Source organism: Ectobacillus soli (assembly GCF_042610425.1).
Lineage (GTDB): Bacteria > Bacillota > Bacilli > Bacillales > Bacillaceae_G > Ectobacillus.
In genome coordinates this window covers 1-22,782 of record NZ_JBGJZM010000009.1, presented here as the reverse complement: position 1 = coordinate 22,782, position 22,782 = coordinate 1, and the positions used below count along the sequence as shown (strand labels likewise).

Sequence of the window (22,782 nt, the reverse complement as noted above, 5' to 3'; positions counted from 1 at the left end):
GGTCTGAGGTGGAAGCATGGTGACATGTGGAGCTGACAGATACTAATCGATCGAGGGCTTATCCAAAAAGTTTTTGTTCTTTACACTTTTGTTACCTAGTTTTGAAGGAATATTGCCTTCCTATAGGTCTAGTGATGATGGCAAAGAGGTCACACCCGTTCCCATACCGAACACGGAAGTTAAGCTCTTTTGCGCCGATGGTAGTTGGGACTTTGTCCCTGTGAGAGTAGGACGTCGCTAGGCAAACAAAAAGAACCGATCATATTGATTGGTTCTTTTTTTATTTCTTGGGTAATAAGAAATAAAAAAAGAGATGTATAATTTACTATCCCTGTATTTTATTAATAAGATAAAGATAAACATAATAAGGAATTTTCTTAGCAGAAATAGATAAAAATTGAAAAATAAATGGATAATCTTCAGAATGATAAGAACGAAGCAATTCGCTCCACCATTCGGTCTCATATCTACTAATCATACTTAAATTATAAAGAAGTAAATAGTGCGATAGTACTTCAGGAAAAATAGTCATCATTTCACGGGAAGGAGGTAAAAAATAAGCATCTTCATTGTAGTTATAAAGAAGAGGGGAACTTCTGAGACCGTCCCAAGCAATAGATGTCTCAAATAATATCTCTTCACTATTCTGAAGATTTGCAGGTACAAGCTTTAAATGAGAACAAGTCGATTTTATATATTCCTGAAAACGTACATCCGTCATATGATACAAATCCAATACTGCAACAGGAATGGAAATTATTCTTTGATTCTGTACACCTACTTTAAGCAATTTCGTTTCTTTTTTACTATAGAAAAATAATTCATATAGCTCTGCAATTCTATGCATAAGCATATCCATAGTATATTTATCACCTTCTATATATTTAATATGAAACAATTTGTCTGCAGCATGAGTAAACAAACCATGTTTTTGAATTTTAACTTCATCATGCAGAAAAGAATAATCCTGTTTTTTCCGCTTGCGGGTTGTTACGCCATGTGCTAACAGAATAGTGGATTCTGGGTAATTCGGATCAACGGTTAATAGGCAGGCTTTTAATAATTGAATCATTCCATAAAAAAGAAGAACAGGTTGGATGGAAAGAGGCGCATGTTCGGCTAGGGTGTAGTAATTTTTTCCATGTTCTAGATAATAAATAAAAGGAAAGCAATTTTCATAGGCTCTTTTCTCCCACTCAGATACTTCTAATGTTTGATAGCATGCAGCTAGATATTTTTGGGAATGTGTGGAAGATATGAAAAAGCTTAGCCCATCCCATGCGGATTTATTATTCATATATGTTGGCTCCTTTGAATATTCTAAAAATTGCAACAAATCGACAGTTCCTTGACAGTATTTTGTCCAATTGTTAAGCTACTAATAATATTTTAAAACAATAGGGGGGAAAGAATTATGTGGGAAAACAAATTTGTTAAGGAAGGATTAACTTTTGATGATGTACTTTTAGTTCCAGCAAAATCAGAAGTTCTTCCTCGTGAAGTGTCCATTAAGTCAGCACTAACGGATACGTTACAATTAAATATCCCGATATTAAGTGCAGGGATGGATACAGTTACAGAAGCAGACATGGCTATTGCAATGGCACGCCAAGGTGGTTTAGGCGTTATTCATAAGAATATGTCCATTGAACAACAGGCGGAGCAAGTAGACAAGGTAAAGCGATGTGAGAGTGGCGTTATTTCAGATCCGTTCTTTTTAACACCTGAACATCAAGTATATGATGCAGAACATTTAATGGGAAAATATCGTATTTCAGGTGTACCTATCGTAAATAATCCAGATGAGCAAAAGTTTGTCGGAATTCTCACAAACCGTGATTTACGTTTTATACAGGACTATTCTATAAAAATTTGTGATGTTATGACGAAGGAAAATCTCGTTGTTGCTCCGGTAGGAACTACATTAGAACAGGCAGAAAAGATTCTGCAAAAATATAAAATTGAAAAACTCCCTCTTGTTAATGATAACGGCGTATTAAAAGGATTAATTACAATTAAAGATATTGAAAAAGTTATTGAGTTTCCTAATTCAGCTAAAGACAAGCAAGGACGACTATTGGTCGGAGCAGCTGTCGGAGTAACATCTGATACAATGACAAGAGTCGATGCACTTGTAAAAGCCCGTGTAGATGTAATTGTTATTGACACAGCTCATGGACATTCAAAAGGTGTATTAGACAAAGTAAAGGAAATTAGACAAAAGTATCCTGATTTAAATCTTATTGCAGGAAATGTGGCAACAGCAGAAGCGACAGTTGACCTTATTGAAGCGGGTGCAAGTATTATTAAAGTAGGTATTGGTCCAGGATCTATTTGTACAACTCGTATTGTTGCTGGGGTAGGTGTACCTCAATTAACTGCAATCTATGACTGTGCAACAGCAGCTCGTAAGTACGGTGTACCTATTATTGCTGATGGTGGTATTAAGTATTCAGGTGATATGGTTAAAGCTCTAGCAGCAGGCGCTAACGTTGTTATGGTTGGTAGTCTATTAGCAGGTGTTTCAGAAAGCCCTGGAGACACTGAAATTTATCAAGGACGTCGTTTTAAAGTATACCGTGGCATGGGCTCAGTAAGTGCTATGGAAAATGGAAGTAAGGACCGCTATTTCCAAGAAGGAAATAAAAAGCTTGTTCCAGAAGGTATTGAAGGCCGGGTGCCTTACAAGGGACCTCTTTCTGATACACTTCATCAAATGGTTGGTGGATTACGTGCAGGCATGGGATACTGCGGTTCAAAGGATTTGGAAGCATTGCGTGATAACGCCCAATTCATTCGTATGACTGGTGCAGGATTACGTGAAAGTCACCCACACGATATTCAAATTACGAAGGAAGCACCAAACTATTCATGATGCAATGAGGTTAATAGACAGAGACGAATAGCTCTGTCTATTTTTTTTAGATTGTGTTAGAATAACGTTTATCTGAAAACAATCTTATGGGAGGTAGCAACGTGAAAGCGTCGTTTCAAAAGCAACTGTTTGTGATTGTAATAATTATTCCATTATTATTCAGCATGTTTGTTTCAACTAGTACTAGTACTGTATCAGCTCAAACAAGTACATCGTTAAATATTCAAGCTGAAGCTGCAATACTAGTGGAAGCAAATTCGGGGAAAATATTATATGCAAAAAATGCTGATTCTTCTTTAGCTATTGCCAGCATGACAAAAATGATGACTGAATATATCATACATGAGGCAGTACAAAATGGAAAAATTAAGTGGGATCAAAAAACACAAATTTCAGATTATGCGCAAATGATTTCGCAAGATCGCTCGTTGTCTAACGTTCCATTAGAAAAAGGCGGTTCGTATACTGTAAAAGAGCTCTATGAAGCGATGGCAATTTATTCTGCGAACGGTGCTGCTATTGCGTTGGCTGAGCTTGTGTCTGGTTCAGAAGCAAATTTCATTAAATTAATGGATCAAAAGGCAAAAGATCTTGGTTTGACAGATTATAAATTTGTAAATGCAACAGGTCTTACGAATAAAGACTTAAAGGGAAAACAACCGGAAGGCACGGCTCCTGATGAAGAGAATAAAATGACTGCAAGAGATTGTGCCATTGTAGCACAACGTTTGATTCTCGATTATCCTGATGCACTAGAAACAGCTAAAATTCCGAAAAAAGTATTCCAAGAGGGCGGAAAATATCCGGTACAAATGGATAACTGGAATTGGATGTTAAAAGGTCTTGTTTTCCAATATGAAGGCGTAGACGGATTGAAGACAGGCTCCACACCTGAAGCTGGTTATTGCTTTACGGGAACTGCAAAGCGCGGAGATCTTCGACTCATCTCGGTTGTCATTAAATCAAACTCATACAATGCACGTTTTGATGAAACTAAAAAATTATTTGATTATGGATTTAGTAGTTTTGATTCAAAACAATTGTATCCACAAGGATATCAAGTAGCAGATAAGAAAACAGTACCTGTAGTAAAGGGAAAACAAAAGCAAGTTGAGGTTGAAACAGCAAAGGCTGTTGATATCGCTATTCCTAAAGGAGGCAAATCTCCTTATACTGTAGGTTATCAATTAGATAACAAAGAAGTCACAGCGCCAATTAAGAAAAATACGAAGGTTGGCTCTATGACAATTACATCCACTGATAGTAATGACCCTGGCTTTTTAACAGGGAAAGAATTAAAGGTAGACCTAGTAACGAAAACTGATGTAGATAAAGCAAATTGGTTCGTACTAGCTATGCGTGGCATAGGGTCCTTCTTCGGAAATCTTTGGTCAGGCACAGTAAATTCTGTAAAAGGCTTATTTAAATAAGTCCCCAAGTTGGGGACTTTTTGCATTTCTTATTTCCAGCAATTGCTCAGTAGTAGTTCCCCCCTTACCGTAACATCTACTAGGAAAACTCCTCCGAATATAAGATTGATTCTAAATGAAGTCTATTGAGAGATGGAAAATTTGAAAATTTGTTATAATATAATCATATTTGACATAAGGGTGATGCCGATGCATGAAAAAGGAATCAATGACAACCTGCAATCTCTTCAAGAAAAGCTAAGGGAATTGGAAGCCGTGTTTGCAGCGACACATGAAGAAATCTTTGTAACGGACGAAAAGGGAAAGACCATTCGTGTGAATCCGGTATGCGAGCAAAACTACGGGGTGCAAGGAATTGAATTGATAGGGAAAAATGTATATGAATTAGTGGATGCAGGTATATTCTCTCCTTCTGCAACGGTAGCGGTATTAGAAAAAAAAACTCCTATAACTTTAATTCAAAATACATCAACAGGCAGAAAATTAATTGTGTCAGCAAACCCTGTTTTTGATGAAAATAATCACCTGAAGCGTGTTGTTTCAACATCTCGAGATATTACGGAAATTATATCACTAAAGCAACAAATAGAAGAAATGGAAAAGGCAATTCAATATTATGTAGATCAGCTACATGTGTTGCAGAAGGCAAATGTTGTACCAGAGGGATTAATTGCGAAGAGTACATCTATGCAACATATTTTAAAGCTACTTTCTCGTTTAGCGCCTTTAGATACAACCATTTTATTATTGGGAGAATCAGGTGTTGGAAAGACAGAGGTTGCAAAGTGGATTCATGAAAATAGTACAAGAAGTAAGTATCCATTTGTAGAAGTAAATTGCAGCACAATACCTCATCATTTATTTGAATCAGAATTGTTTGGATACGAAAAAGGTTCGTTTTCAGGGGCACTTACAACAGGAAAGATAGGACTTGTAGAGGCAGCGCAGAGCGGAACTCTTTTTCTAGATGAAATCGGGGAGCTACCTCTCGACCTACAAACAAAGCTACTCCAAGTCATGCATAGTAAAACGCTATTACGAGTAGGTGGAAGAAGACCGATACAAGCAGATGTTCGGTTTATAGCTGCAACAAATAAAGATTTAGAAAAAATGGTTCAAGAAAAGAAATTCCGTTTGGATTTGTATTATCGGATAAATGTCGTCCCGATTACGATTCCTCCACTGCGGGAACGTCAAGAAGATGGATTAGAACTTATTTTTAATAAGCTAGATTACTTTAATCAAAAATATAATATACAAAAGGTATTTTCGCCACAAGCGATAGAATTTCTATTATCATATGAATGGCCTGGCAATATTCGGCAGTTAGAAAATATGATCGAACGGTTCGTTTTAACTACGGAGAGTAATGTAATTCAGGTCGAAAATGTAGAGGGAAGCCTTGTATCACGGACACAAAGGAAAATACCTGCAGCAATATTACAGAATGAAGGCTATATTCAATCCATATTAAATCAGCCAAGTTTAAGTTACAAAGAAATGGTGGAAAAATTCGAACATGATTTGCTTGAAAAAGCGATTTCGATGTATCCTTCCACAAGAAAATTGGCAAACCAGCTAAAAATAAGTCAGAGTACAATCAGTAGAAAAATTTCTTTTTTGCGAGTGAAAGAATAAAAATAGAGTTGAATTTCAAAAACCGATTCAATTATGAAGATGTGATTCATAATTGAATCGGTTTTTTCTGTTTATGACCCATTTTTGATTTATTCTAGGTGAGAAAATATAACACAATCATGTCAAATATAGTGACAAACGGGGAAAATATAGTTGGCATGTTTCTTGCATATTAAATTATCAAAATAGTCTTTTAATTTCAAAGGGGGAATTTTTAAAATGAAAAAACTGTACATGCTTGTTCTTATGTTTATGTTAACGGTTGGGATTGTATTAGCGGGATGTGGAAAGCAAGAAACAACAGCAACTTCGACAGCTACTTCAAAAGGTACGTTGGATGCTATTAAACAAAAAGGTGTTCTTGTAGTCGGATCTTCAAATGATACGCCATTTGCATTTATAGATAAAACAGATCAAAAATTTGTCGGTATTGATGCAGAAATTATTCAAGAGGCAGCAAAACGTCTAGGAATTCCGAAAGTAGAAATGAAAGAAGTAAAATTTGAGAATTTACTTGTAGAACTAAATAATAAAAATATTGATATGGTAACAGATGGTATGTATATCAAACCAGAACGTGAAAAAATCGCTACTTTCACAACTACTTGGTATAAAGAAGCGGAAGCAATTGTTGTTAGAAAAGATTCCGCTGTTGCAGGAATTGACGATTTAAAGGATAAAGTAGTGGGCGGTCAAAAAGGTGTGACGTTCCTTGAATATGCACAGGATTTACAAAAACAAGGAAAAATTAAAGAAGTTAAGATCTTTGGATCGCAAGCAGAACTACTATTAGCGCTTAATACAGGTAAAATCGATGCAGTCATTACAGATAGTGCTACTTCTGCATACTCAATTCAACACGATCCATCTCTTGTACTGAAATTGGTAAGCCCGTATAAAGCAAAATATGATGGAAACGTTGCAGCGGCAGTTCGTAAAGATGATAAGGACCTATTAGATGCGATAAATACGGAAATTGATAAATTGAAAAAAGAAGGATTCGTTCTACAAGTGTTAAAGAAATATGGTCTTAATGAAGATAACCTAGTGCAATAAAGAATGATGAAGGGGGGATTTCCCCCTTTTCAATAATTGGTTCGTAAATAATGATGATGCATGTCATAAAACAAAGGTGGTTTTGCACAAGATGAAAAATTTAGATTTTGCAACGGCGTTTATGGATCTATATCCACATTTAATCGGTGCGCTTTGGCTTGTTGTAAAGGTTTCAATCATTTCGTATGCGATAGCACTGATACTAGGAATGCTTATAGCATTAGGACGAATGTCAAAAAAGAGAGTGTTAAGGTATCCGTTAACTGCCCTGCTTGAATTAATACGGGGAACTCCGCTTCTCGTTCAATTATTATACGTATACTATGTTCTTCCAGAAATCATTACACGAATCGGTGGGATATGGCAGCCTGATTTTCGATTTAATATGAGTGCATTTGCAGCAGGTGTCATTGGCCTTGGCTTAAATTATGGATGTTATATGTCAGAAATATTTCGATCATCTATTCTAGCAATTGATAAAGGTCAACTTGAAGCTGCCGAGGCATTAGGATACACAAGTAAGCAAGGCATGTGGCATATCGTAATTCCACAATCATTTCGAATTTCAGTACCGCCACTTGGAAACTATTTCATCATGATGATTAAAGATACATCGCTGCTTGCGTTTATTACAGTCGGCGAAATTATTTTGACGACACAAGCTTATGCATCTCAAACGTTTTTAACAATTGAATCCTATACCATTGCTGCTCTTGCATACTTTATTGTAAGTTTACCACTTGGACAAGCAGTGCGTATGTTAGAAAGGAGATTAAGCAACCATGTCTAATGCAATTGTAACTGTTGAAAATTTGCATAAATCCTATGGCGACAAAAAAATTTTAAAGGGGATAGATCTTGCGGTTGAAACCGGGGAAAAGGTCGTAATTATTGGACCTTCTGGATCAGGAAAATCAACCTTTCTTCGATGTTTAAATTACTTAGAAATTCCAACGCTAGGAACGATCAAAATTGCTGATCATCTATTTGATGACCCAACAAAGAAAATCAATGAAAAACATGTTGCAAAGCTTCGAACAGAAATTGGTATGGTATTTCAGCGATTTAATTTATTTTCAAATAAAACGGCACTTGAAAATGTAATGGCCGCACTCATAACAATTCGTAAAGCGCCTAAGGAAGAAGCGCGTAAGATTGCCGAAAGCTATTTGGATAAAGTGGGACTTTCTGAAAGAAAAGATCATTATCCAAGCCAGCTTTCCGGTGGGCAACAACAGCGGGTTGCTATTGCACGTGCTTTAGCGATGCAACCAAAGGTTATGTTATTTGATGAAGCAACATCAGCGCTTGACCCTGAGCTAGTGGGAGAGGTATTAAATGTTATTCGTGACTTAGCTGAGGAAGGTATGACAATGATTCTTGTCACGCATGAAATGAAATTTGCTAGCGAGGTTGCGGACCGTGTTATCTTCATGGATGCGGGTGTTATTGTTGAGCAAGGTCCACCTGCGGAGATTTTCGAACATCCAAAGCATGATCGGACTAAAACATTTTTGAAAAAAGTAGATCACTAATAATTGGCATGAATTTTGCGTGTGAATAAATTGAAACAACATATAGGGAGGAACTTATAATGGCTTATAAATTTGCAAATGTAAAAACCGAATTACCAGGACCGAAGGCAGCAGCAATGCTTGAAAAGCGGAAGCAATATGTACCAAAGGGAGTTAGTAATGGAATTCCAACATTTATTGAAAAAGCAGAAGGCGCTCTTTTGACAGACGTAGATGGAAATACATTTATTGATTTTGCCGGTGCAATTGGTACGATTAATGTAGGTCATTGTAATCCTGAGGTTGTAGCAGTGTTGCAAGATCAAATTACGAAATATATTCATCCTGGTTTTAATGTTATGATGTATGAATCGTATGTCGAATTTGCAGAAAAATTAGCAAAGCTAGCACCAGGAGATCAGGAAAAACAAACGATTTTCTTAAACAGCGGGGCAGAAGCTGTAGAAAATGCCGTGAAAATTGCTAGAAAATACACGAAACGCCAAGGGATTGTTGTGTTTACACGTGGCTATCACGGTCGTACCTTAATGACAATGACGATGACAAGTAAAGTACGTCCATATAAATTTGAATTTGGTCCATTTGCACCAGAAGTATACAAAGCACCATATCCATATATGTACCGTCGTCCGGTTGGTGTATCTGAAGAAGATTACGATGATTATGTAATAGAAGAATTTAAAAATTTCCTTGTTGGAGATGTGGCGCCAGAAACAATTGCAGCAGTGATTATGGAACCAGTTCAAGGGGAAGGCGGATTTATCGTTCCTTCTAAGAAATATGTGCAAGCTGTAGCAGAAATTTGTAAACAACATGGTATCTTATTTGTATCAGATGAAATTCAAGCAGGATTCGGAAGAACAGGTAAATATTTTGCAATTGAACATTTTGATGTCGTGCCAGATTTAATTACCGTTTCTAAATCAATGGGTGCTGGTGTTCCAATAAGTGGCGTCATCGGTAGAAAGGAAATAATGGATCTTGCTAATCCTGGGGAGTTGGGCGGAACATATGCGGGTAGTCCGTTAGGTTGTCGTGCAGGGCTTGCCGTTCTTGATTTTATGGAAAGAACGAACTTAAATGCAAGAGCGGCACAAATTGGCGAAAAGGTCATGCAGGCGTTTACTGCAATGAAAGAAAAGTATGATGTGATTGGTGATGTACGTGGGTTAGGTGCGATGTGTGCGATTGAATTTGTAAAGGACCGCGAAACGAAGGAACCATTTAAGGCACTTGTTCATGATATCGTAGAAGAAGCAAATAAACGCGGTTTAATCTTATTAAGTGCTGGATTGTATGGTAATGTGATTCGCGTATTGATGCCGCTTATTATGACGGATGAAGAGCTAGAAGAAGGTCTTGCTATTGTTGATGAATCGATAGCAGCATCGCTCCATGTCCTAACTTCGAAGTAAAGGGGAATGAATGATGAAAGAACTCTTGAAAAAATCATTATTTATCAACGGACAATATGTTGAGGCTACGAAATACGAAGAGTTAACCTCGCCATATTCTAATGAAGTAATTGCGGTTGTAGCGGTAGGAACGCGTGAAGAAATGAAACAAGCAATCACTGCTGCAAAAGAGGCAGAACCTGTAATGGCGGCTTTGCCTGCACATAAAAGAGCAACAATCTTACAAAACGTAGCGACGTTATTTCGCGAGCGTAAAGAAGAGGCCGTTCGAATATTGACGATGGAAGTAGCAAAACCGATTAAGGTAGCACGCGGAGAAGTGGAACGAACGATTGAAACGTATCAATTTGCAGCTGATGAAGCTCGTCGTTTGCACGGAGAAACAATTCCGATGGATGCTTCCGCTATGGGAGAAAATCGCATTGCCTATACGGTGCGTAAGCCAGTCGGTGTAATCGGGGCAATTACTCCTTTCAATTTTCCGTTTAATTTAGTTGCGCATAAGGTTGGACCAGCGATTGCAGCAGGGAACCCTGTCGTATTAAAACCAGCTGAGCAAGCTCCGTTATCTAGCTTCTTTACAGCTGAATTATTTAAAGAAGCTGGACTTCCAGACGGCGCATTGCAAGTTATTCCGGGGCTTGGTCATGAGGTCGGTGATGAAATGGTACTGGATGACCGCATTAAAATGATTACCTTTACCGGAAGCCCGCAGGTTGGTAAGCTGATTCGCCGTAACGCAGGATTAAAGCGTGTTGTGCTCGAACTTGGTAATAATTCAGGCCTTATTATTGACGAAGGCTTTGCTATTGATAAGATTATCAAACGTACCGTAACGGGAGCCTTTACCTTTATGGGGCAGGTTTGTATCTCCTTGCAGCGCATCTATGTGCATCGTTCCTTGTATGAAGAGTATGTGCAAAAGTTTGTAGCAGAAACAAAGCAACTTCAAATTGGAGATCCGTCCGATGAGGGTACAGATTTGTCAGCCCTTATTTCGAAGAAGGATGTAGATCGTATTACAAATTGGATTGAAGAAGCGAAGGAACTTGGTGCAACTGTATTAACAGGGGGCGTAGTAAATAATATTGTACTGCCTACGGTTATCGTTGACGCACCAAAGCATGCGAAAGTATGCTGCCAGGAAACCTTTGCGCCGGTTGTTACAATTGTACCTTTTGACACGTTACAAGAGGCGATTGCTGCTATCAATGATTCTAATTATGGATTACAAGCAGGTATATATACAAACGACATGGAGCATGCGTTTCTTGCAGCTGATGCACTTGAAGTTGGCGGAGTGATGATTAATGATTTTCCTACGTACCGCGTTGACCAAATGCCATACGGTGGTGTAAAGGATAGTGGAATTGGCCGTGAAGGCATTAAATATGCAACGGAAGATATGACAGAAGTAAAATTAGTTTGCTTTAATCGGAACTAAAACTACGGAAAGAATAAGCCTTTGAGATCATTCTCAAGGGCTTATTGTAATTTCTTGGTTTATTGCTCCTGCGTTAGTAGGCGGTAAGACTCTCGCTTTGAGGTTTCGGTATTATCTTCTTGTTGATGCAATAATGATAGATATGATCACTTGATAGATTGTTAGATAGTGAGAAAAATATATATTCCTATAATTAACAAAAATAATGGACTTTTATGTAAGAAGAGAATATATTTGGATTTATTTATGACTTTTGTGTCAGAAAATCTAACAATAAAAACGAAACAATTTGTAATTAATGATATCGTGATAAAGGAAAGGGAATTGGTAGCTGATATTTTTGCAACCGTTTGATAGATACGTTAATTATTTTTTTGATTTTTAGAAAATCACAGGTGGAACTTCTGAGATGAGAGGGCAGGTGAATATATAAATGAATATGATGTTGGAACAGCGCCAAGTTCAAAAGCTAATGTTAACTCCAGAATTGCGACAAGCGATTACTATTTTGCAGTTTTCATCTGTTGAACTTCTTGAATATGTTCATGAAGTTTGTAATGAAAACCCTGTGCTACAGATTAAGACGAAGAAAGAGTATACAAGGGATTTAATAGATTTTGCACCTGCAAAAGAGGATACTTCGTTAGAAGCTTATCTTATGGAGCAAGTTATGTTGATTCCCTTTTCTATAGAAGAGGAATTGATATTTAAATATTTAATACGTAATCTTGATGAGCGCGGATGGCTTATCCTTTCCCCTGAAGAAATTATGAATGAGTATGATGTGACAATAGAAGTGATATCCAATATGATTGCATTGCTGCAACAGTTGGAGCCTGCTGGAATAGGTGCACGTACCATGATTGAATGTCTCACGATTCAAATGGAACGTGCTGGGGATTTTCCTTCCTTTGGGTTTGACATCCTTACTGGGCATTTCGAAGATCTCACGAAAAGAAAATTCCAGCGTATTGCAACGACACTCTCGATTTCGGTAGAAGATGTACAAGCTTTTGTAGATCGATTGAAAACATTGCATCCAAGACCGGCAGCTGGTTTTAGCGTTGATCCTATTCATTATATCTCACCAGATGTGATCCTTGATGTATATGAGGATCATGTAGAAGCACGGTCTAATCAAGAGAGTATTCCAAATGTTACGGCAAATAGACTATATGCTAACTTTTATGAAAATCTAGATAAACATGCAACCGTTTATGTGAATGAATGTTTTCGAAAAGCAAACCAGTTACTTAAAAATATTCAACAACGAAAAGAAACCATCTGTAAAGTGACGAAAGCAATTGCCGAGTATCAATTCGGTTTTTTCAAAAGTAATGAGGCTCTTCGGCCGATGACATTGCGTGATATTGCACAAAAAGCAAATGTTCATGAATCAACTGTGAGTCGTGTTACGCATAATAAGTATGTGCAAACTCCGCGGGGCGTGTTCGAGTTAAAATCCTTTTTCACAAAAGGAATCTCATCCGTAGATGGTTCTTCCTCGTCCCCAGTAGGCATTAAAGAAAAAATAAAAGCTATTATTATGAAGGAAGATAAGTGTAGTCCAATCTCTGATGAAAAATTATTAGCTTATTTGCGAGAGCAAGGTATTATGATTTCACGTCGAACGATTGCGAAATATAGAGCGGAGTTATCGATTCCGTCGTCTACAAAACGAAAACGATTTGGATAAAAGTACGAATTGCTCTAAGTAGAATAGCTAAAAAGGAGTATTTGTTCGGGATTAACAAGGGTTTTTAGCTGTATCTTACTGGAAATGTACGGAATTTCTATAGTTTTTACTAGAATTCAGGTAAAAAAAGTAGACAATCTTCTAAGAACAAATGGTAAAATGAAAGAGTATTCTTATTTTTTATGTGAAAAGAGACTAGGGGGCTCCGCAAGATGAATAATGAAACAGGTACGAATCGCGTAAAGCGCGGTATGGCAGAAATGCAAAAAGGCGGCGTAATTATGGACGTCGTAAATGCTGAGCAAGCAAAAATTGCTGCAGAAGCAGGTGCTGTAGCAGTTATGGCATTAGAACGAGTTCCGGCTGATATACGTGCAGCAGGTGGTGTAGCACGTATGGCTGATCCAACGATTATTGAAGAAGTAATGAATGCGGTTTCGATTCCAGTAATGGCAAAATGCCGCATTGGTCATATTGTAGAAGCACGTATTATCGAATCTTTAGGTGTAGATTATATTGATGAAAGTGAAGTACTTACACCTGCGGATGAAGTATTCCATCTCAATAAGAGTGAATATACAGTTCCGTTCGTATGCGGTTGCCGTGATTTAGGCGAAGCTGCACGCCGCATTGGAGAAGGAGCATCTATGCTTCGTACGAAGGGTGAACCTGGAACAGGTAATATCGTTGAAGCGGTTCGTCATATGCGTAAAGTTAATGCAGAAGTGAGACAACTTGTAGGTATGCGTGAAGAAGAAATCATGACATATGCAAAAACACTTGGTGCTCCTTACGAAGTACTTCTTGAAATTAAACGTTTAGGTCGTTTGCCAGTTGTTAATTTTGCTGCAGGCGGTGTATCTACTCCAGCAGATGCAGCATTAATGATGCAATTAGGAGCAGACGGTGTATTTGTAGGATCCGGCATTTTTAAATCAGAAAACCCTGCTAAGTTTGCTGCTGCAATCGTGGAAGCTACAACTCATTACGAAGACTATGAACTAATTGCTCGCTTATCAAAAGGATTAGGTAATCCAATGAAGGGCATTGAAATTTCTTCTTTACTTCCAGATCAACGCATGCAAGAACGCGGCTGGTAAGAGGAGATTTTACCTATGACTACGATTGGCGTGTTAGGACTTCAAGGTGCAGTTCGTGAGCATGTGAAAGCAATTGAATGGGCAGGAGCAAAGGCAGTTGTTGTGAAAAAAGTAGAACAGCTTGCTGAAATCGACGGACTGATTTTGCCTGGTGGTGAAAGCACAACGATGCGTCGTTTGATTGATAAATATGAATTTATGCAACCATTACGACAATTTGCCCAAGATGGAAAGCCGATGTTTGGGACATGTGCAGGTATGATTTTACTAGCAAAAAATTTAGTTGGCTATGAACCGCATTTAGGTGTGATGGATATTACAGTTGAACGAAATGCTTTCGGTAGACAGAAGGATAGCTTTGAGGCTGCTCTTTCTATTAAAGGTGTTGGCGACGATTTTATCGGTGTATTCATTCGCGCTCCGTATGTGGTTAGCGTTGAGGATAACGTTGAAGTACTATCAATGCATGACGGTCGTATTGTCGCAGTACGACAAGATCAATTCTTAGCAGCTTCTTTTCATCCGGAATTAACGGACGACTACCGCGTTACAGCATATTTTGTGAAAATGGTCGAAGAAGCAAAGGCGAAAAAAGTCGTATAAGTTACTTGAAAGTTGTCAATGATTATAGTACATTGATGGTAAAGTTATACGTAAAAGCAATGATAGGAACTAGTAACAGGACTGTTTTTTAGCAGAGAGTCGGTGGCTGGTGAAAACCGATAATGACGGCTTGTGAATCCATCCTGGAGTGGAATACGAAAGCGTGAAGTAAGTATTTCCGGTGAAGAGCCGTTATCATCCAGCTAAAGAGGAAAGCTATATGCTTTCAATTAGGGTGGCAACGCGGGTAAACTCCCGTCCCTTGTAAGAGGGACGGGAGTTTTTTGTGTTTTATTTTAAAAAAGGAGGATGCACAAATGCTTGATATTAAATATTTACGTGCAAATTTTGAAGAAGTAAAAGCGAAGCTTCAACATCGCGGGGAGGATTTAAGTGAGTTTGATCGTTTTGAAGAATTAGATAAAAAACGCAGAGAGTTATTGGTGAAAACCGAGGAGCTAAAAAGCAAGCGCAATGAAGTATNGTGGCAACGCGGGTAAACTCCCGTCCCTTGTAAGAGGGACGGGAGTTTTTTGTGTTTTATTTTAAAAAAGGAGGATGCACAAATGCTTGATATTAAATATTTACGTGCAAATTTTGAAGAAGTAAAAGCGAAGCTTCAACATCGCGGGGAGGATTTAAGTGAGTTTGATCGTTTTGAAGAATTAGATAAAAAACGCAGAGAGTTATTGGTGAAAACCGAGGAGCTAAAAAGCAAGCGCAATGAACCACCTGGTCAAATCTCCGTGTTAAAGCGTGAAAAAAAGAATGCTGATGAGTTAATCGTACAAATGCGTGAAGTTGGCGACAATATTAAAGCATTAGATGAAGAGCTCCGTGTTGTTGAGGAAGATTTACAGCATATTCTTTATACGATTCCGAATATTCCGCATGACTCTGTTCCTGTTGGCGACACTGAAGATGAGAATATCGAAATTCGTAAATGGGGCGAAATTCCGCAGTTTACCTTTGAAGCAAAGGCTCACTGGGATCTTGCAACCGATTTAGATATTATTGATTTTGAACGTGCAGCAAAGGTAACCGGAAGTCGTTTTGTATTCTATAAAGGCTTAGGTGCTAAACTAGAACGTGCGCTTATTAGCTTTATGCTTGATTTACATACAGAGGAACACGGCTACAAAGAAATTTTGCCGCCATACATGGTAAATCGCGATAGCATGACAGGAACAGGACAGCTTCCAAAATTTGAAGAAGATGCTTTTCTTATTGAAAGTAATGATTATTTCTTAATTCCAACTGCTGAGGTTCCGGTTACAAACATGCACCGTGATGAAATCTTGAGTGCGGACGAATTACCGATTAAATATGCAGCTTATAGTGCATGCTTCCGTTCTGAAGCGGGGTCTGCGGGTCGTGATACACGCGGATTGATTCGTCAGCATCAGTTTAATAAAGTAGAGCTCGTGAAATTTGTTAAGCCTGAAGATTCTTATGCAGAGCTAGAAAAGCTTACAAATGATGCAGAACGCGTGCTGCAATTGTTAAAGCTTCCTTATCATGTGCTAAGTATGTGTACAGGTGATTTAGGATTTACTGCTGCGAAAAAATATGACATCGAGGTATGGATTCCAAGTCAAGGAATTTACCGTGAGATTTCTTCTTGCAGTAATTTTGAAGGTTTCCAAGCAAGACGTGCCAATATTCGCTTCCGCCGCGAGCCAAATGCAAAGCCAGAACATGTACATACGTTAAATGGCTCTGGTCTCGCAATTGGACGTACAGTAGCAGCTATACTAGAAAACTATCAACAAGAAGACGGCTCTGTTATCATTCCGGAAGTACTACGACCATATATGAGAAATAGAGATGTGATTAAATAACGTAAGACGTTACAAGACGAATAAAAAAAGAAGGAAAGGATTCCTTCTTTTTTTATTTGAAAAATGCTTGACCAAATTACTGAAATTCGATATAATCGTTCTTGTCAATATGGAGGAATACCCAAGTCTGGCTGAAGGGATCGGTCTTGAAAACCGAGAGGCGGTGCAAGCCGCGCGGGGGTTCGAATCCCTCTTCCTCCTCTTTAACAACTGACAACAGCGCATATAAGTGGAGATTGAAAAACTCGTTACAAAGCTGTAGCGAGTTTTTATTTATGAATAGCGTTAGGAAGTGAAAGTAATACAATGGATCTTCTCATTCAAACGATTCCGTTAGAAGGAAAAACAATATATTATGTGCAATGTCCAACGTGTAAAAAGGATAGAATATTAAATAGCATATCGAACGTTAGTAATATTGTAAGCGAAGAAACGTATCGGCACCTTTGTGGATGTCATTGTCAGACGAAAAAAGCACAGGCTAGCCATCGTGCAAAGTTGACAGCTGTATTGGATGGAAAAGAAATGACCGTTAAGGAAATCGCATCTATCTACCAATTGAGCCCAAGTACGATTCGCAAACGTATTCATGCTGGCAAAACAGGTAAGGACTTAGTTGCTCCTACAAAACGTTCAACTAAAAAACTAAATTAAAAAAATCCCGTGTGTAATGCTAACACGGGATTTTGGTTTATTTCACTGGTTTTTTGTATGCTGCAGCAAGCTACCGATTTTTTCAATAACTAGTTCGATTGATTGTTGTTCGTGTATGACGTCGTATTCATTGATATTTAGACGTAATACAGGACAGGCGTTAAAATTATTAATCCATTCCTCGTAGCGCTCGTGCATTTCTTTCCAATATGATATCGGGGTATTTAGTTCCATAGAGCGTCCCCGTTCCTTAATGCGCTGGGTGATATCTTCAAACGATCCTTCTAAGTAAATTAACAGATTAGGATGAGGGAAGTAAGGTGTCATAACCATAGCATCAAATAAATTTTTGTAGGTGTCGTAATCTGTTTCAGTCATCGTTCCCTTTTCAAAATGCATTTTTGCAAAAATCCCTGTATCTTCATAGATAGAGCGGTCTTGTACAAACCCTCCGCCATATTCAAATATTCGTTTCTGTTCCTTAAAACGTTCTGCTAGAAAGTAAACTTGCAGATGAAAGCTCCAACGAGTGAAATCTTCATAAAATTTATCTAAATAAGGGTTGCTATTTACTTTTTCGAAGGAAGTACGGAATCCGAGCGCTTGTGCAAGGGTGTTTGTCATAGTGGATTTACCTACCCCAACGGTTCCGGCGATGGTAATGACGGCATCTTTAGGAATATGATATGTTTGTCGTACGTTCATTCCTGCAAAATCTCCTTTATTAATGTTTGTCATATAATATTTTTCAATAAATCAAAACGAACAAAAAATCAAAACAGGACAATTGTAGCATAGGGAAGGATAGAATAGGAGTGGGTGGATTTAAAAAATTATGGGATGGTAAAATTTTTAATATTTGCCTTGTCTAATGAATTGGCCGTTATTAATCTATACGAGTACATACATGAGTACTATAAAAATTAACATTTGCCATGTTTCAATATTGTGAAAATGTGGAAAGGAATGAAAATATGGAAGATGAAAACTATATGAAGATGGCCATAGTGGAAGCGGAAAAAGCACGAAGTCTGGATGAAGTTCCGATCGGAGCAATTATTGTTTATAAAGGAGAGGTAATAAGTAAAGCACATAATCTACGTGAAACTGAGCAACGATCGATTGCGCATGCGGAATTACTAGCAATCGACGAGGCGTGCCGAAAGCTTGGAACTTGGCGATTGGAGGATGCATCGCTTTACGTTACATTAGAACCTTGTCCGATGTGCGCAGGTGCCATTGTTTTATCGCGTATTAAGCGAGTCGTTTATGGAGCGAGTGATCCGAAGGGCGGCTGCGCAGGTACACTTATGAATTTGCTTGAGGAAGAACGGTTCAATCACCAAGCGGAAGTAGTTAGTGGGGTTTTAAAGGAAGAGTGTGGTGCGATGCTTTCTAGTTTTTTTCGAGATATTCGAAAAAAACGCAAACAAAAAGACCTAAATATTGGGAGTCTGTGATGAGTTGCTTTTTGTATGTAAAACAGTTATACTGATTATGCCTTCGTTAAGGCAACTAAATATTGGTTCTAACTTTGCCGTGCTAGGCGGGGATGTAGCGGCGCCCTGTACTCGCAATCCGCTCTAGCGAGGCTGAATTCCTTTTCGAGGTTATTTTGCTGTAAGGCCTGCCTTACGCAAGTAGTGTTGATGTTTGGGTCCTGCGCAATGAGAATCTGTGAACCTTGTCAGATCCGGAAGGAAGCAGCAATAAGCAGAAACTCTCGTGTGCCGCGGGAGTGCCTGAACGGAGCTAACTACGTAAGTAACGCTTATGGCAGATAATCGACGGAAGGTGCACGGCAGTTATATACAAACATACAAAGTCCACTTTAGTAAGTGGGCTTTTTTGTTATTGTAGCGTAAAGAAACGAATAAATAGGAAACATGCTCTCTGCTTGATTCTGCATTGGAATACATAACCGGAATAAGGTATAATATGATGAGTTAAAACTGTTTGAAGGAGGCCCTATTTTCGTGTCATATCAGGCGCTTTACCGAACTTGGAGGCCGCAACGATTTGAAGATGTGGTCGGTCAACAACATGTGACGAAGACGTTACAAAATGCCCTTCTTCAAGATAAAGTATCCCATGCTTATTTATTCTCAGGTCCGCGTGGAACAGGAAAAACAACGATTGCGAAAGTGTTTGCAAAAGCATTGAACTGTGAACACGCGCCGACGGAAGAACCTTGTAATGAATGTATAGCCTGCAAGGGTATTACCAATGGATCCATAGCGGATGTATTGGAAATTGATGCTGCCTCGAATAATGGGGTGGATGAAATTAGAGATATACGTGACAAAGTCAAATATGCACCGAGCTCTGTCCGTTATAAAGTGTATATCATTGATGAGGTACATATGCTCTCCATTGGAGCGTTTAATGCATTATTAAAAACGTTGGAAGAGCCGCCAAAGCATGTAATATTTATATTGGCAACAACAGAGCCTCATAAAATCCCACCAACCATTATTTCAAGATGCCAAAGATTTGAATTTCGGAAAATTTCTGTCGGGGATATTGTAGAACGTTTGCATACCGTTGTTTATAATGAAGGAACAGAGGTAAATGAAGAAGCACTGCATATAGTAGCAAGAGCTGCTGAAGGCGGTATGAGAGATGCGCTAAGTATACTCGATCAGACGATTTCATATAGCCAAGGCAGTGTAACGGTGGATGATGTTCTAGCTGTGACTGGTTCAGTAGGGCAAAAACAACTTGGTCAGTTAGCAACATGTATATATGAGAATGAAGTTTCTGAAGCGTTGCGGGTTGTAGATGATATGATGAATAAAGGGAAAGACCCCCTTCGATTTATGGAAGATTTCATTTATTATTTTCGCGATTTGCTTTTATTTCAAACCTCATCTCATATGGAAGATTTGCTAGATCGTGTAATTGTTGATGAGCAATTTCAAGAGTTGAGTAGCAAAATGGAAGCTGAATTAATATATGAAGTGATTCATACACTTAGCAAGAGCCAACAAGATATGAAATGGACGAATCATCCACGGGTTTTCCTTGAAGTTGTCATTGTGAAGCTTTGTCAGATGAAAAGGATAGACAATTTACAGGTAGTCATGAAACGGTTAGAGGAAATGGAACAAGAAATGACTCGTCTTCGCAGTGGTATTCCTGCGTCGCAAGAATCACATACAATTGAACAGAAAAAAAGTACAAAGCCAGTTCGTACTACGGGTATTCGTTTGCCGATGGGACGTATTCATGAGGTTTTGAAGAAGGCGACAAGAAAAGATTTAGAGCAACTTAAATCATCTTGGGCAAATGTGTTAGAACAGCTTAAAACAAAGAGCAAAGTATCGTATGCTGTACTGCTGGAAAATAGTGAACCGGTAGCGGCTTCTACTGATTCCTATATTCTTGCCTTTCAATTTGATATTCATTGTAAAATGGCAAGTGAGAATGAAGATGGAATTATTACAACGGAGCAAATCTTATCTGCTGCACTTGGAAAAAAACTGCATATGATCGCTATTCCAAAGTCGGAATGGGCAAAGATTCGCGAGGATTTTCTGCATAGTGAGCCGACAGAAGAAGTAACAGAAGTAAAAGAAGACCCTATAATTGAAGAGGCTATTAGATTGGTTGGAGAACAATTTGTTGAAATAAAAGAATAGTACTGGAGGAATTGAGAATGAATCGTGGTATGGGAAATATGAACAATATGATGAAGCAAATGCAAAAGATGCAAAAGAAAATGCAAGAGGCACAAGAGGAACTTTTACAAAAAACAGTAGAAGGTACAGCTGGCGGTGGAATGGTAACAGTGGTTGTAAGTGGCGGTAAACAGATTCTTGAAGTGAACATAAAGGAAGAAGTAGTAGATCCTGAAGATATTGAAATGCTACAAGATCTTGTATTAGCTGCAACAAATGATGCTTTGAAAAAGGTCGATGATTTAACAAATTCAACAATGGGACAATTTACTAAAGGGATGAACTTACCAGGTGGTCTATTTTAGGGGGCAAACTTCATGCATTATCCAGAGCCTATTTCAAAACTGATTGATAGCTTCATGAAACTTCCTAGTGTTGGACCAAAGACGGCGGTTCGTCTTGCGTTTTTTGTTTTAAATATGAAGGAAGATGATGTGTTAGATTTTGCCAAGGCACTTGTGAATGCAAAACGAAATTTAACGTATTGTTCTGTTTGTGGGCATATTACAGATAAGGATCCTTGTTATATTTGTGATGATTCACACCGAGATCAGACAGTCATTTGTGTGGTGCAGGAGCCTAAAGATGTCATTGCTTTAGAGAAAATGAAGGATTTTGTAGGGGTATATCATGTTCTTCATGGAGCCATCTCTCCAATGGAAGGGATTGGTCCTGAAGATATTCGTATTCCGGAGCTATTGAAACGTCTTCATGATGATACTGTTCAGGAAGTTATTTTAGCTACGAATCCGAATATTGAAGGAGAAGCAACGGCTATGTATATTTCTCGGCTCTTAAAGCCGACAGGCATTAAAGTGACACGTATTGCTCATGGCCTTCCTGTAGGGGGAGATTTAGAATATGCAGATGAAGTGACACTTTCTAAAGCTCTCGAAGGTCGAAGAGAGATATAACAGCAGGGGGAAATACGATGTTCTTTCATAAAAAGGGATACTTACGAAATGAATATAATCAGAAGCTGATGATATTGCTTGGTGATCTAAAGGAAGATTGGCTTCGCCAAAAACATATATTGGATCAAAGTGTAGAGCCATCTGAAGATCTTCTATATTACGTTCATCTTTCTGAAGCTAAGTATTTTTACATGTTAAAGCAGGCAAAGTATAGAAAATTAAAAATGATGAATTTTACGAAGTGATATCCAGATTTGGATATCACTTCGTTTTAAGAATGGTCTTTTTTTTTGCCCCGGCCATACATATATAGTACAAGATGTATGGGAGGGAAAAAAGTGGACCATATTCTGATTATATCTGTTATTGTTGGGTGTATTCTGTTGTTATTAGTGATGGGTGCCTCATTAAAGCCGATTCGGTTTATTGGAAGTCTTTTTGTTAAAGTGGCAGTAGGGGCTCTGTTTCTATTTGGCTTAAATGTTATCGGAGCACAAGTTAATTTTCATATTCCTATCAATTTTATGACTGCATGTATCTCAGGATTGCTTGGAATTCCGGGTGTTGCTGCTCTCGTCATTATCAAGTTGTTTGTTTTGCCTCATTAGTATCTGAGTGTCTAGTTGCTGAATTTTTTTATTGACGATGTTAAATGACTATGATATATTAGTTTACGTCCTAAACGACAGCAAATAAATTTTGTTGACAATGTTATGGCGATATGTTATATTATTAAAGTCGCTGAAACGCGATATTGAACTTTGAAAACTAAACAAAACAACAAACGTCAGTTTTATTTTTTTTTTATAGCTTAGACAAACTTTAACTTTTATGGAGAGTTTGATCCTGGCTCAGGATGAACGCTGGCGGCGTGCCTAATACATGCAAGTCGAGCGAACCC

The 22,782-nt window shown here is 38.2% G+C and carries 21 protein-coding genes, 1 tRNA gene, 2 rRNA genes, 1 other RNA gene, 1 pseudogene and 1 other annotated feature; of the genes and pseudogenes, 24 read left to right on the top strand and 2 right to left on the bottom strand.

Annotated elements, in window-relative coordinates:
* Positions 1 to 127 precede the first annotated feature (127 nt).
* Positions 128 to 243, top strand: a 5S ribosomal RNA gene (gene rrf / locus ACAN53_RS18010).
* Between the two features lie 82 nt (positions 244 to 325).
* Here the strand turns inward: rrf and ACAN53_RS18005 are convergent.
* A complete protein-coding gene (locus tag ACAN53_RS18005; protein ID WP_379971531.1) occupies positions 326 to 1,297 on the bottom strand; it encodes a YaaC family protein in 972 nt (323 codons plus the stop codon).
* A gap of 117 nt (positions 1,298 to 1,414) precedes the next feature.
* Between ACAN53_RS18005 and guaB the strand changes: the two genes are divergently transcribed.
* The 15 genes and pseudogenes from guaB to ACAN53_RS17930 all read left to right on the top strand — a co-directional run bounded on the left by guaB (position 1,415) and on the right by ACAN53_RS17930 (position 17,287).
* Positions 1,415 to 2,875 carry an IMP dehydrogenase gene (guaB, locus tag ACAN53_RS18000; RefSeq protein WP_379971530.1) on the top strand — a complete coding sequence of 487 codons (1,461 nt, stop codon included), beginning with the start codon at positions 1,415 to 1,417 and terminating at the stop codon, positions 2,873 to 2,875.
* Between the two features lie 101 nt (positions 2,876 to 2,976).
* On the top strand, positions 2,977 to 4,305 hold the full coding sequence (locus ACAN53_RS17995; protein ID WP_379971529.1) for a serine hydrolase: 1,329 nt from the start codon (positions 2,977 to 2,979) through the stop codon (positions 4,303 to 4,305).
* A 189-nt stretch (positions 4,306 to 4,494) separates the two neighbouring features.
* Positions 4,495 to 5,943 (top strand): sigma-54 interaction domain-containing protein, encoded by a 1,449-nt coding sequence (locus ACAN53_RS17990; RefSeq protein ID WP_379971528.1) that lies wholly within the window; start codon positions 4,495 to 4,497, stop codon positions 5,941 to 5,943.
* Positions 5,944 to 6,162: 219 nt separating this feature from the next.
* On the top strand, positions 6,163 to 6,999 hold the full coding sequence (locus tag ACAN53_RS17985; RefSeq protein ID WP_379971527.1) for a substrate-binding periplasmic protein: 837 nt from the start codon (positions 6,163 to 6,165) through the stop codon (positions 6,997 to 6,999).
* A 91-nt stretch (positions 7,000 to 7,090) separates the two neighbouring features.
* Positions 7,091 to 7,789: an amino acid ABC transporter permease gene (locus tag ACAN53_RS17980; protein WP_379971526.1), complete on the top strand. Its 699-nt coding sequence runs from the start codon at positions 7,091 to 7,093 to the stop codon at positions 7,787 to 7,789.
* A gap of 4 nt (positions 7,790 to 7,793) precedes the next feature.
* Positions 7,794 to 8,534: an amino acid ABC transporter ATP-binding protein gene (locus ACAN53_RS17975; RefSeq protein ID WP_379971533.1), complete on the top strand. Its 741-nt coding sequence runs from the start codon at positions 7,794 to 7,796 to the stop codon at positions 8,532 to 8,534.
* 56 nt (positions 8,535 to 8,590) lie between these two features.
* On the top strand, positions 8,591 to 9,949 hold the full coding sequence (gene gabT / locus ACAN53_RS17970) for a 4-aminobutyrate--2-oxoglutarate transaminase (RefSeq protein ID WP_379971532.1): 1,359 nt from the start codon (positions 8,591 to 8,593) through the stop codon (positions 9,947 to 9,949).
* Positions 9,950 to 9,962: 13 nt separating this feature from the next.
* Positions 9,963 to 11,393: an aldehyde dehydrogenase family protein gene (locus tag ACAN53_RS17965; RefSeq protein ID WP_379971525.1), complete on the top strand. Its 1,431-nt coding sequence runs from the start codon at positions 9,963 to 9,965 to the stop codon at positions 11,391 to 11,393.
* A 433-nt stretch (positions 11,394 to 11,826) separates the two neighbouring features.
* On the top strand, positions 11,827 to 13,089 hold the full coding sequence (rpoN, locus tag ACAN53_RS17960) for an RNA polymerase factor sigma-54 (RefSeq protein ID WP_379971524.1): 1,263 nt from the start codon (positions 11,827 to 11,829) through the stop codon (positions 13,087 to 13,089).
* Between the two features lie 212 nt (positions 13,090 to 13,301).
* Positions 13,302 to 14,189, top strand: coding sequence for a pyridoxal 5'-phosphate synthase lyase subunit PdxS (gene pdxS, locus ACAN53_RS17955; RefSeq protein ID WP_379971523.1), 888 nt, complete (start codon positions 13,302 to 13,304; stop codon positions 14,187 to 14,189).
* A gap of 15 nt (positions 14,190 to 14,204) precedes the next feature.
* Positions 14,205 to 14,792 (top strand): pyridoxal 5'-phosphate synthase glutaminase subunit PdxT, encoded by a 588-nt coding sequence (pdxT, locus tag ACAN53_RS17950; protein ID WP_379971521.1) that lies wholly within the window; start codon positions 14,205 to 14,207, stop codon positions 14,790 to 14,792.
* Positions 14,793 to 14,842: 50 nt separating this feature from the next.
* Positions 14,843 to 15,058 (top strand) — a binding site (T-box leader).
* Between the two features lie 51 nt (positions 15,059 to 15,109).
* A pseudogene (locus ACAN53_RS17945) lies at positions 15,110 to 15,283 on the top strand (serine--tRNA ligase); the annotation flags it as partial.
* Between the two features lie 75 nt (positions 15,284 to 15,358).
* On the top strand, positions 15,359 to 16,633 hold the full coding sequence (gene serS / locus ACAN53_RS17940; RefSeq protein ID WP_379971519.1) for a serine--tRNA ligase: 1,275 nt from the start codon (positions 15,359 to 15,361) through the stop codon (positions 16,631 to 16,633).
* 111 nt (positions 16,634 to 16,744) lie between these two features.
* Positions 16,745 to 16,834: transfer RNA gene (locus tag ACAN53_RS17935), tRNA-Ser, on the top strand.
* 105 nt (positions 16,835 to 16,939) lie between these two features.
* A complete protein-coding gene (locus ACAN53_RS17930; protein ID WP_379971518.1) occupies positions 16,940 to 17,287 on the top strand; it encodes a DUF3797 domain-containing protein in 348 nt (115 codons plus the stop codon).
* Positions 17,288 to 17,329: 42 nt separating this feature from the next.
* On the opposite strand, the gene ACAN53_RS17925 is transcribed toward ACAN53_RS17930, so the two are convergent.
* On the bottom strand, positions 17,330 to 17,992 hold the full coding sequence (locus ACAN53_RS17925; protein WP_379971517.1) for a deoxynucleoside kinase: 663 nt from the start codon (positions 17,990 to 17,992) through the stop codon (positions 17,330 to 17,332).
* 269 nt (positions 17,993 to 18,261) lie between these two features.
* On the opposite strand from ACAN53_RS17925, the gene tadA reads away from it, so the two are divergent.
* The 8 genes from tadA to ACAN53_RS17885 all read left to right on the top strand — a co-directional run.
* Positions 18,262 to 18,747 (top strand): tRNA adenosine(34) deaminase TadA, encoded by a 486-nt coding sequence (tadA, locus tag ACAN53_RS17920; RefSeq protein WP_379971516.1) that lies wholly within the window; start codon positions 18,262 to 18,264, stop codon positions 18,745 to 18,747.
* Positions 18,748 to 18,824: 77 nt separating this feature from the next.
* Positions 18,825 to 19,089: signal recognition particle sRNA large type (gene ffs, locus ACAN53_RS17915), an RNA gene on the top strand.
* Positions 19,090 to 19,263: 174 nt separating this feature from the next.
* Positions 19,264 to 20,928, top strand: a complete 1,665-nt coding sequence (gene dnaX / locus ACAN53_RS17910; protein WP_379971515.1) for a DNA polymerase III subunit gamma/tau — start codon at positions 19,264 to 19,266, stop codon at positions 20,926 to 20,928.
* Positions 20,929 to 20,945: 17 nt separating this feature from the next.
* Positions 20,946 to 21,272 (top strand): YbaB/EbfC family nucleoid-associated protein, encoded by a 327-nt coding sequence (locus tag ACAN53_RS17905; protein ID WP_379971514.1) that lies wholly within the window; start codon positions 20,946 to 20,948, stop codon positions 21,270 to 21,272.
* A 12-nt stretch (positions 21,273 to 21,284) separates the two neighbouring features.
* The gene (recR, locus tag ACAN53_RS17900; protein ID WP_379971513.1) at positions 21,285 to 21,881 is read left to right on the top strand and encodes a recombination mediator RecR; all 597 of its coding nucleotides are present in this window, start codon (positions 21,285 to 21,287) and stop codon (positions 21,879 to 21,881) included.
* Positions 21,882 to 21,898: 17 nt separating this feature from the next.
* Complete coding sequence (locus tag ACAN53_RS17895; protein ID WP_379971511.1) at positions 21,899 to 22,126, top strand: YaaL family protein; 228 nt, start codon at positions 21,899 to 21,901, stop codon at positions 22,124 to 22,126.
* A gap of 93 nt (positions 22,127 to 22,219) precedes the next feature.
* Complete coding sequence (locus tag ACAN53_RS17890) at positions 22,220 to 22,489, top strand: pro-sigmaK processing inhibitor BofA family protein (RefSeq protein ID WP_379971510.1); 270 nt, start codon at positions 22,220 to 22,222, stop codon at positions 22,487 to 22,489.
* Positions 22,490 to 22,709: 220 nt separating this feature from the next.
* A 16S ribosomal RNA gene (locus ACAN53_RS17885) occupies positions 22,710 to 22,782 on the top strand; the annotation flags it as partial.

Coding starts and splice junctions, on each gene's coding strand:
- ACAN53_RS17985 (WP_379971527.1), top strand. CDS start 6,163: ATGAAAAAACTGTACATGCTTGTTCTTATGTTTATGTTAACGGTTGGG.
- pdxT (WP_379971521.1), top strand. CDS start 14,205: ATGACTACGATTGGCGTGTTAGGACTTCAAGGTGCAGTTCGTGAGCAT.
- serS (WP_379971519.1), top strand. CDS start 15,359: ATGCTTGATATTAAATATTTACGTGCAAATTTTGAAGAAGTAAAAGCG.
- tadA (WP_379971516.1), top strand. CDS start 18,262: ATGGAAGATGAAAACTATATGAAGATGGCCATAGTGGAAGCGGAAAAA.
- ACAN53_RS17925 (WP_379971517.1), bottom strand. CDS start 17,992: ATGAACGTACGACAAACATATCATATTCCTAAAGATGCCGTCATTACC.
- ACAN53_RS17905 (WP_379971514.1), top strand. CDS start 20,946: ATGAATCGTGGTATGGGAAATATGAACAATATGATGAAGCAAATGCAA.
- ACAN53_RS17930 (WP_379971518.1), top strand. CDS start 16,940: ATGGATCTTCTCATTCAAACGATTCCGTTAGAAGGAAAAACAATATAT.
- ACAN53_RS18005 (WP_379971531.1), bottom strand. CDS start 1,297: ATGAATAATAAATCCGCATGGGATGGGCTAAGCTTTTTCATATCTTCC.
- ACAN53_RS17965 (WP_379971525.1), top strand. CDS start 9,963: ATGAAAGAACTCTTGAAAAAATCATTATTTATCAACGGACAATATGTT.
- recR (WP_379971513.1), top strand. CDS start 21,285: ATGCATTATCCAGAGCCTATTTCAAAACTGATTGATAGCTTCATGAAA.
- rpoN (WP_379971524.1), top strand. CDS start 11,827: ATGAATATGATGTTGGAACAGCGCCAAGTTCAAAAGCTAATGTTAACT.
- ACAN53_RS17980 (WP_379971526.1), top strand. CDS start 7,091: ATGAAAAATTTAGATTTTGCAACGGCGTTTATGGATCTATATCCACAT.
- ACAN53_RS17990 (WP_379971528.1), top strand. CDS start 4,495: ATGCATGAAAAAGGAATCAATGACAACCTGCAATCTCTTCAAGAAAAG.
- ACAN53_RS17895 (WP_379971511.1), top strand. CDS start 21,899: ATGTTCTTTCATAAAAAGGGATACTTACGAAATGAATATAATCAGAAG.
- pdxS (WP_379971523.1), top strand. CDS start 13,302: ATGAATAATGAAACAGGTACGAATCGCGTAAAGCGCGGTATGGCAGAA.
- guaB (WP_379971530.1), top strand. CDS start 1,415: ATGTGGGAAAACAAATTTGTTAAGGAAGGATTAACTTTTGATGATGTA.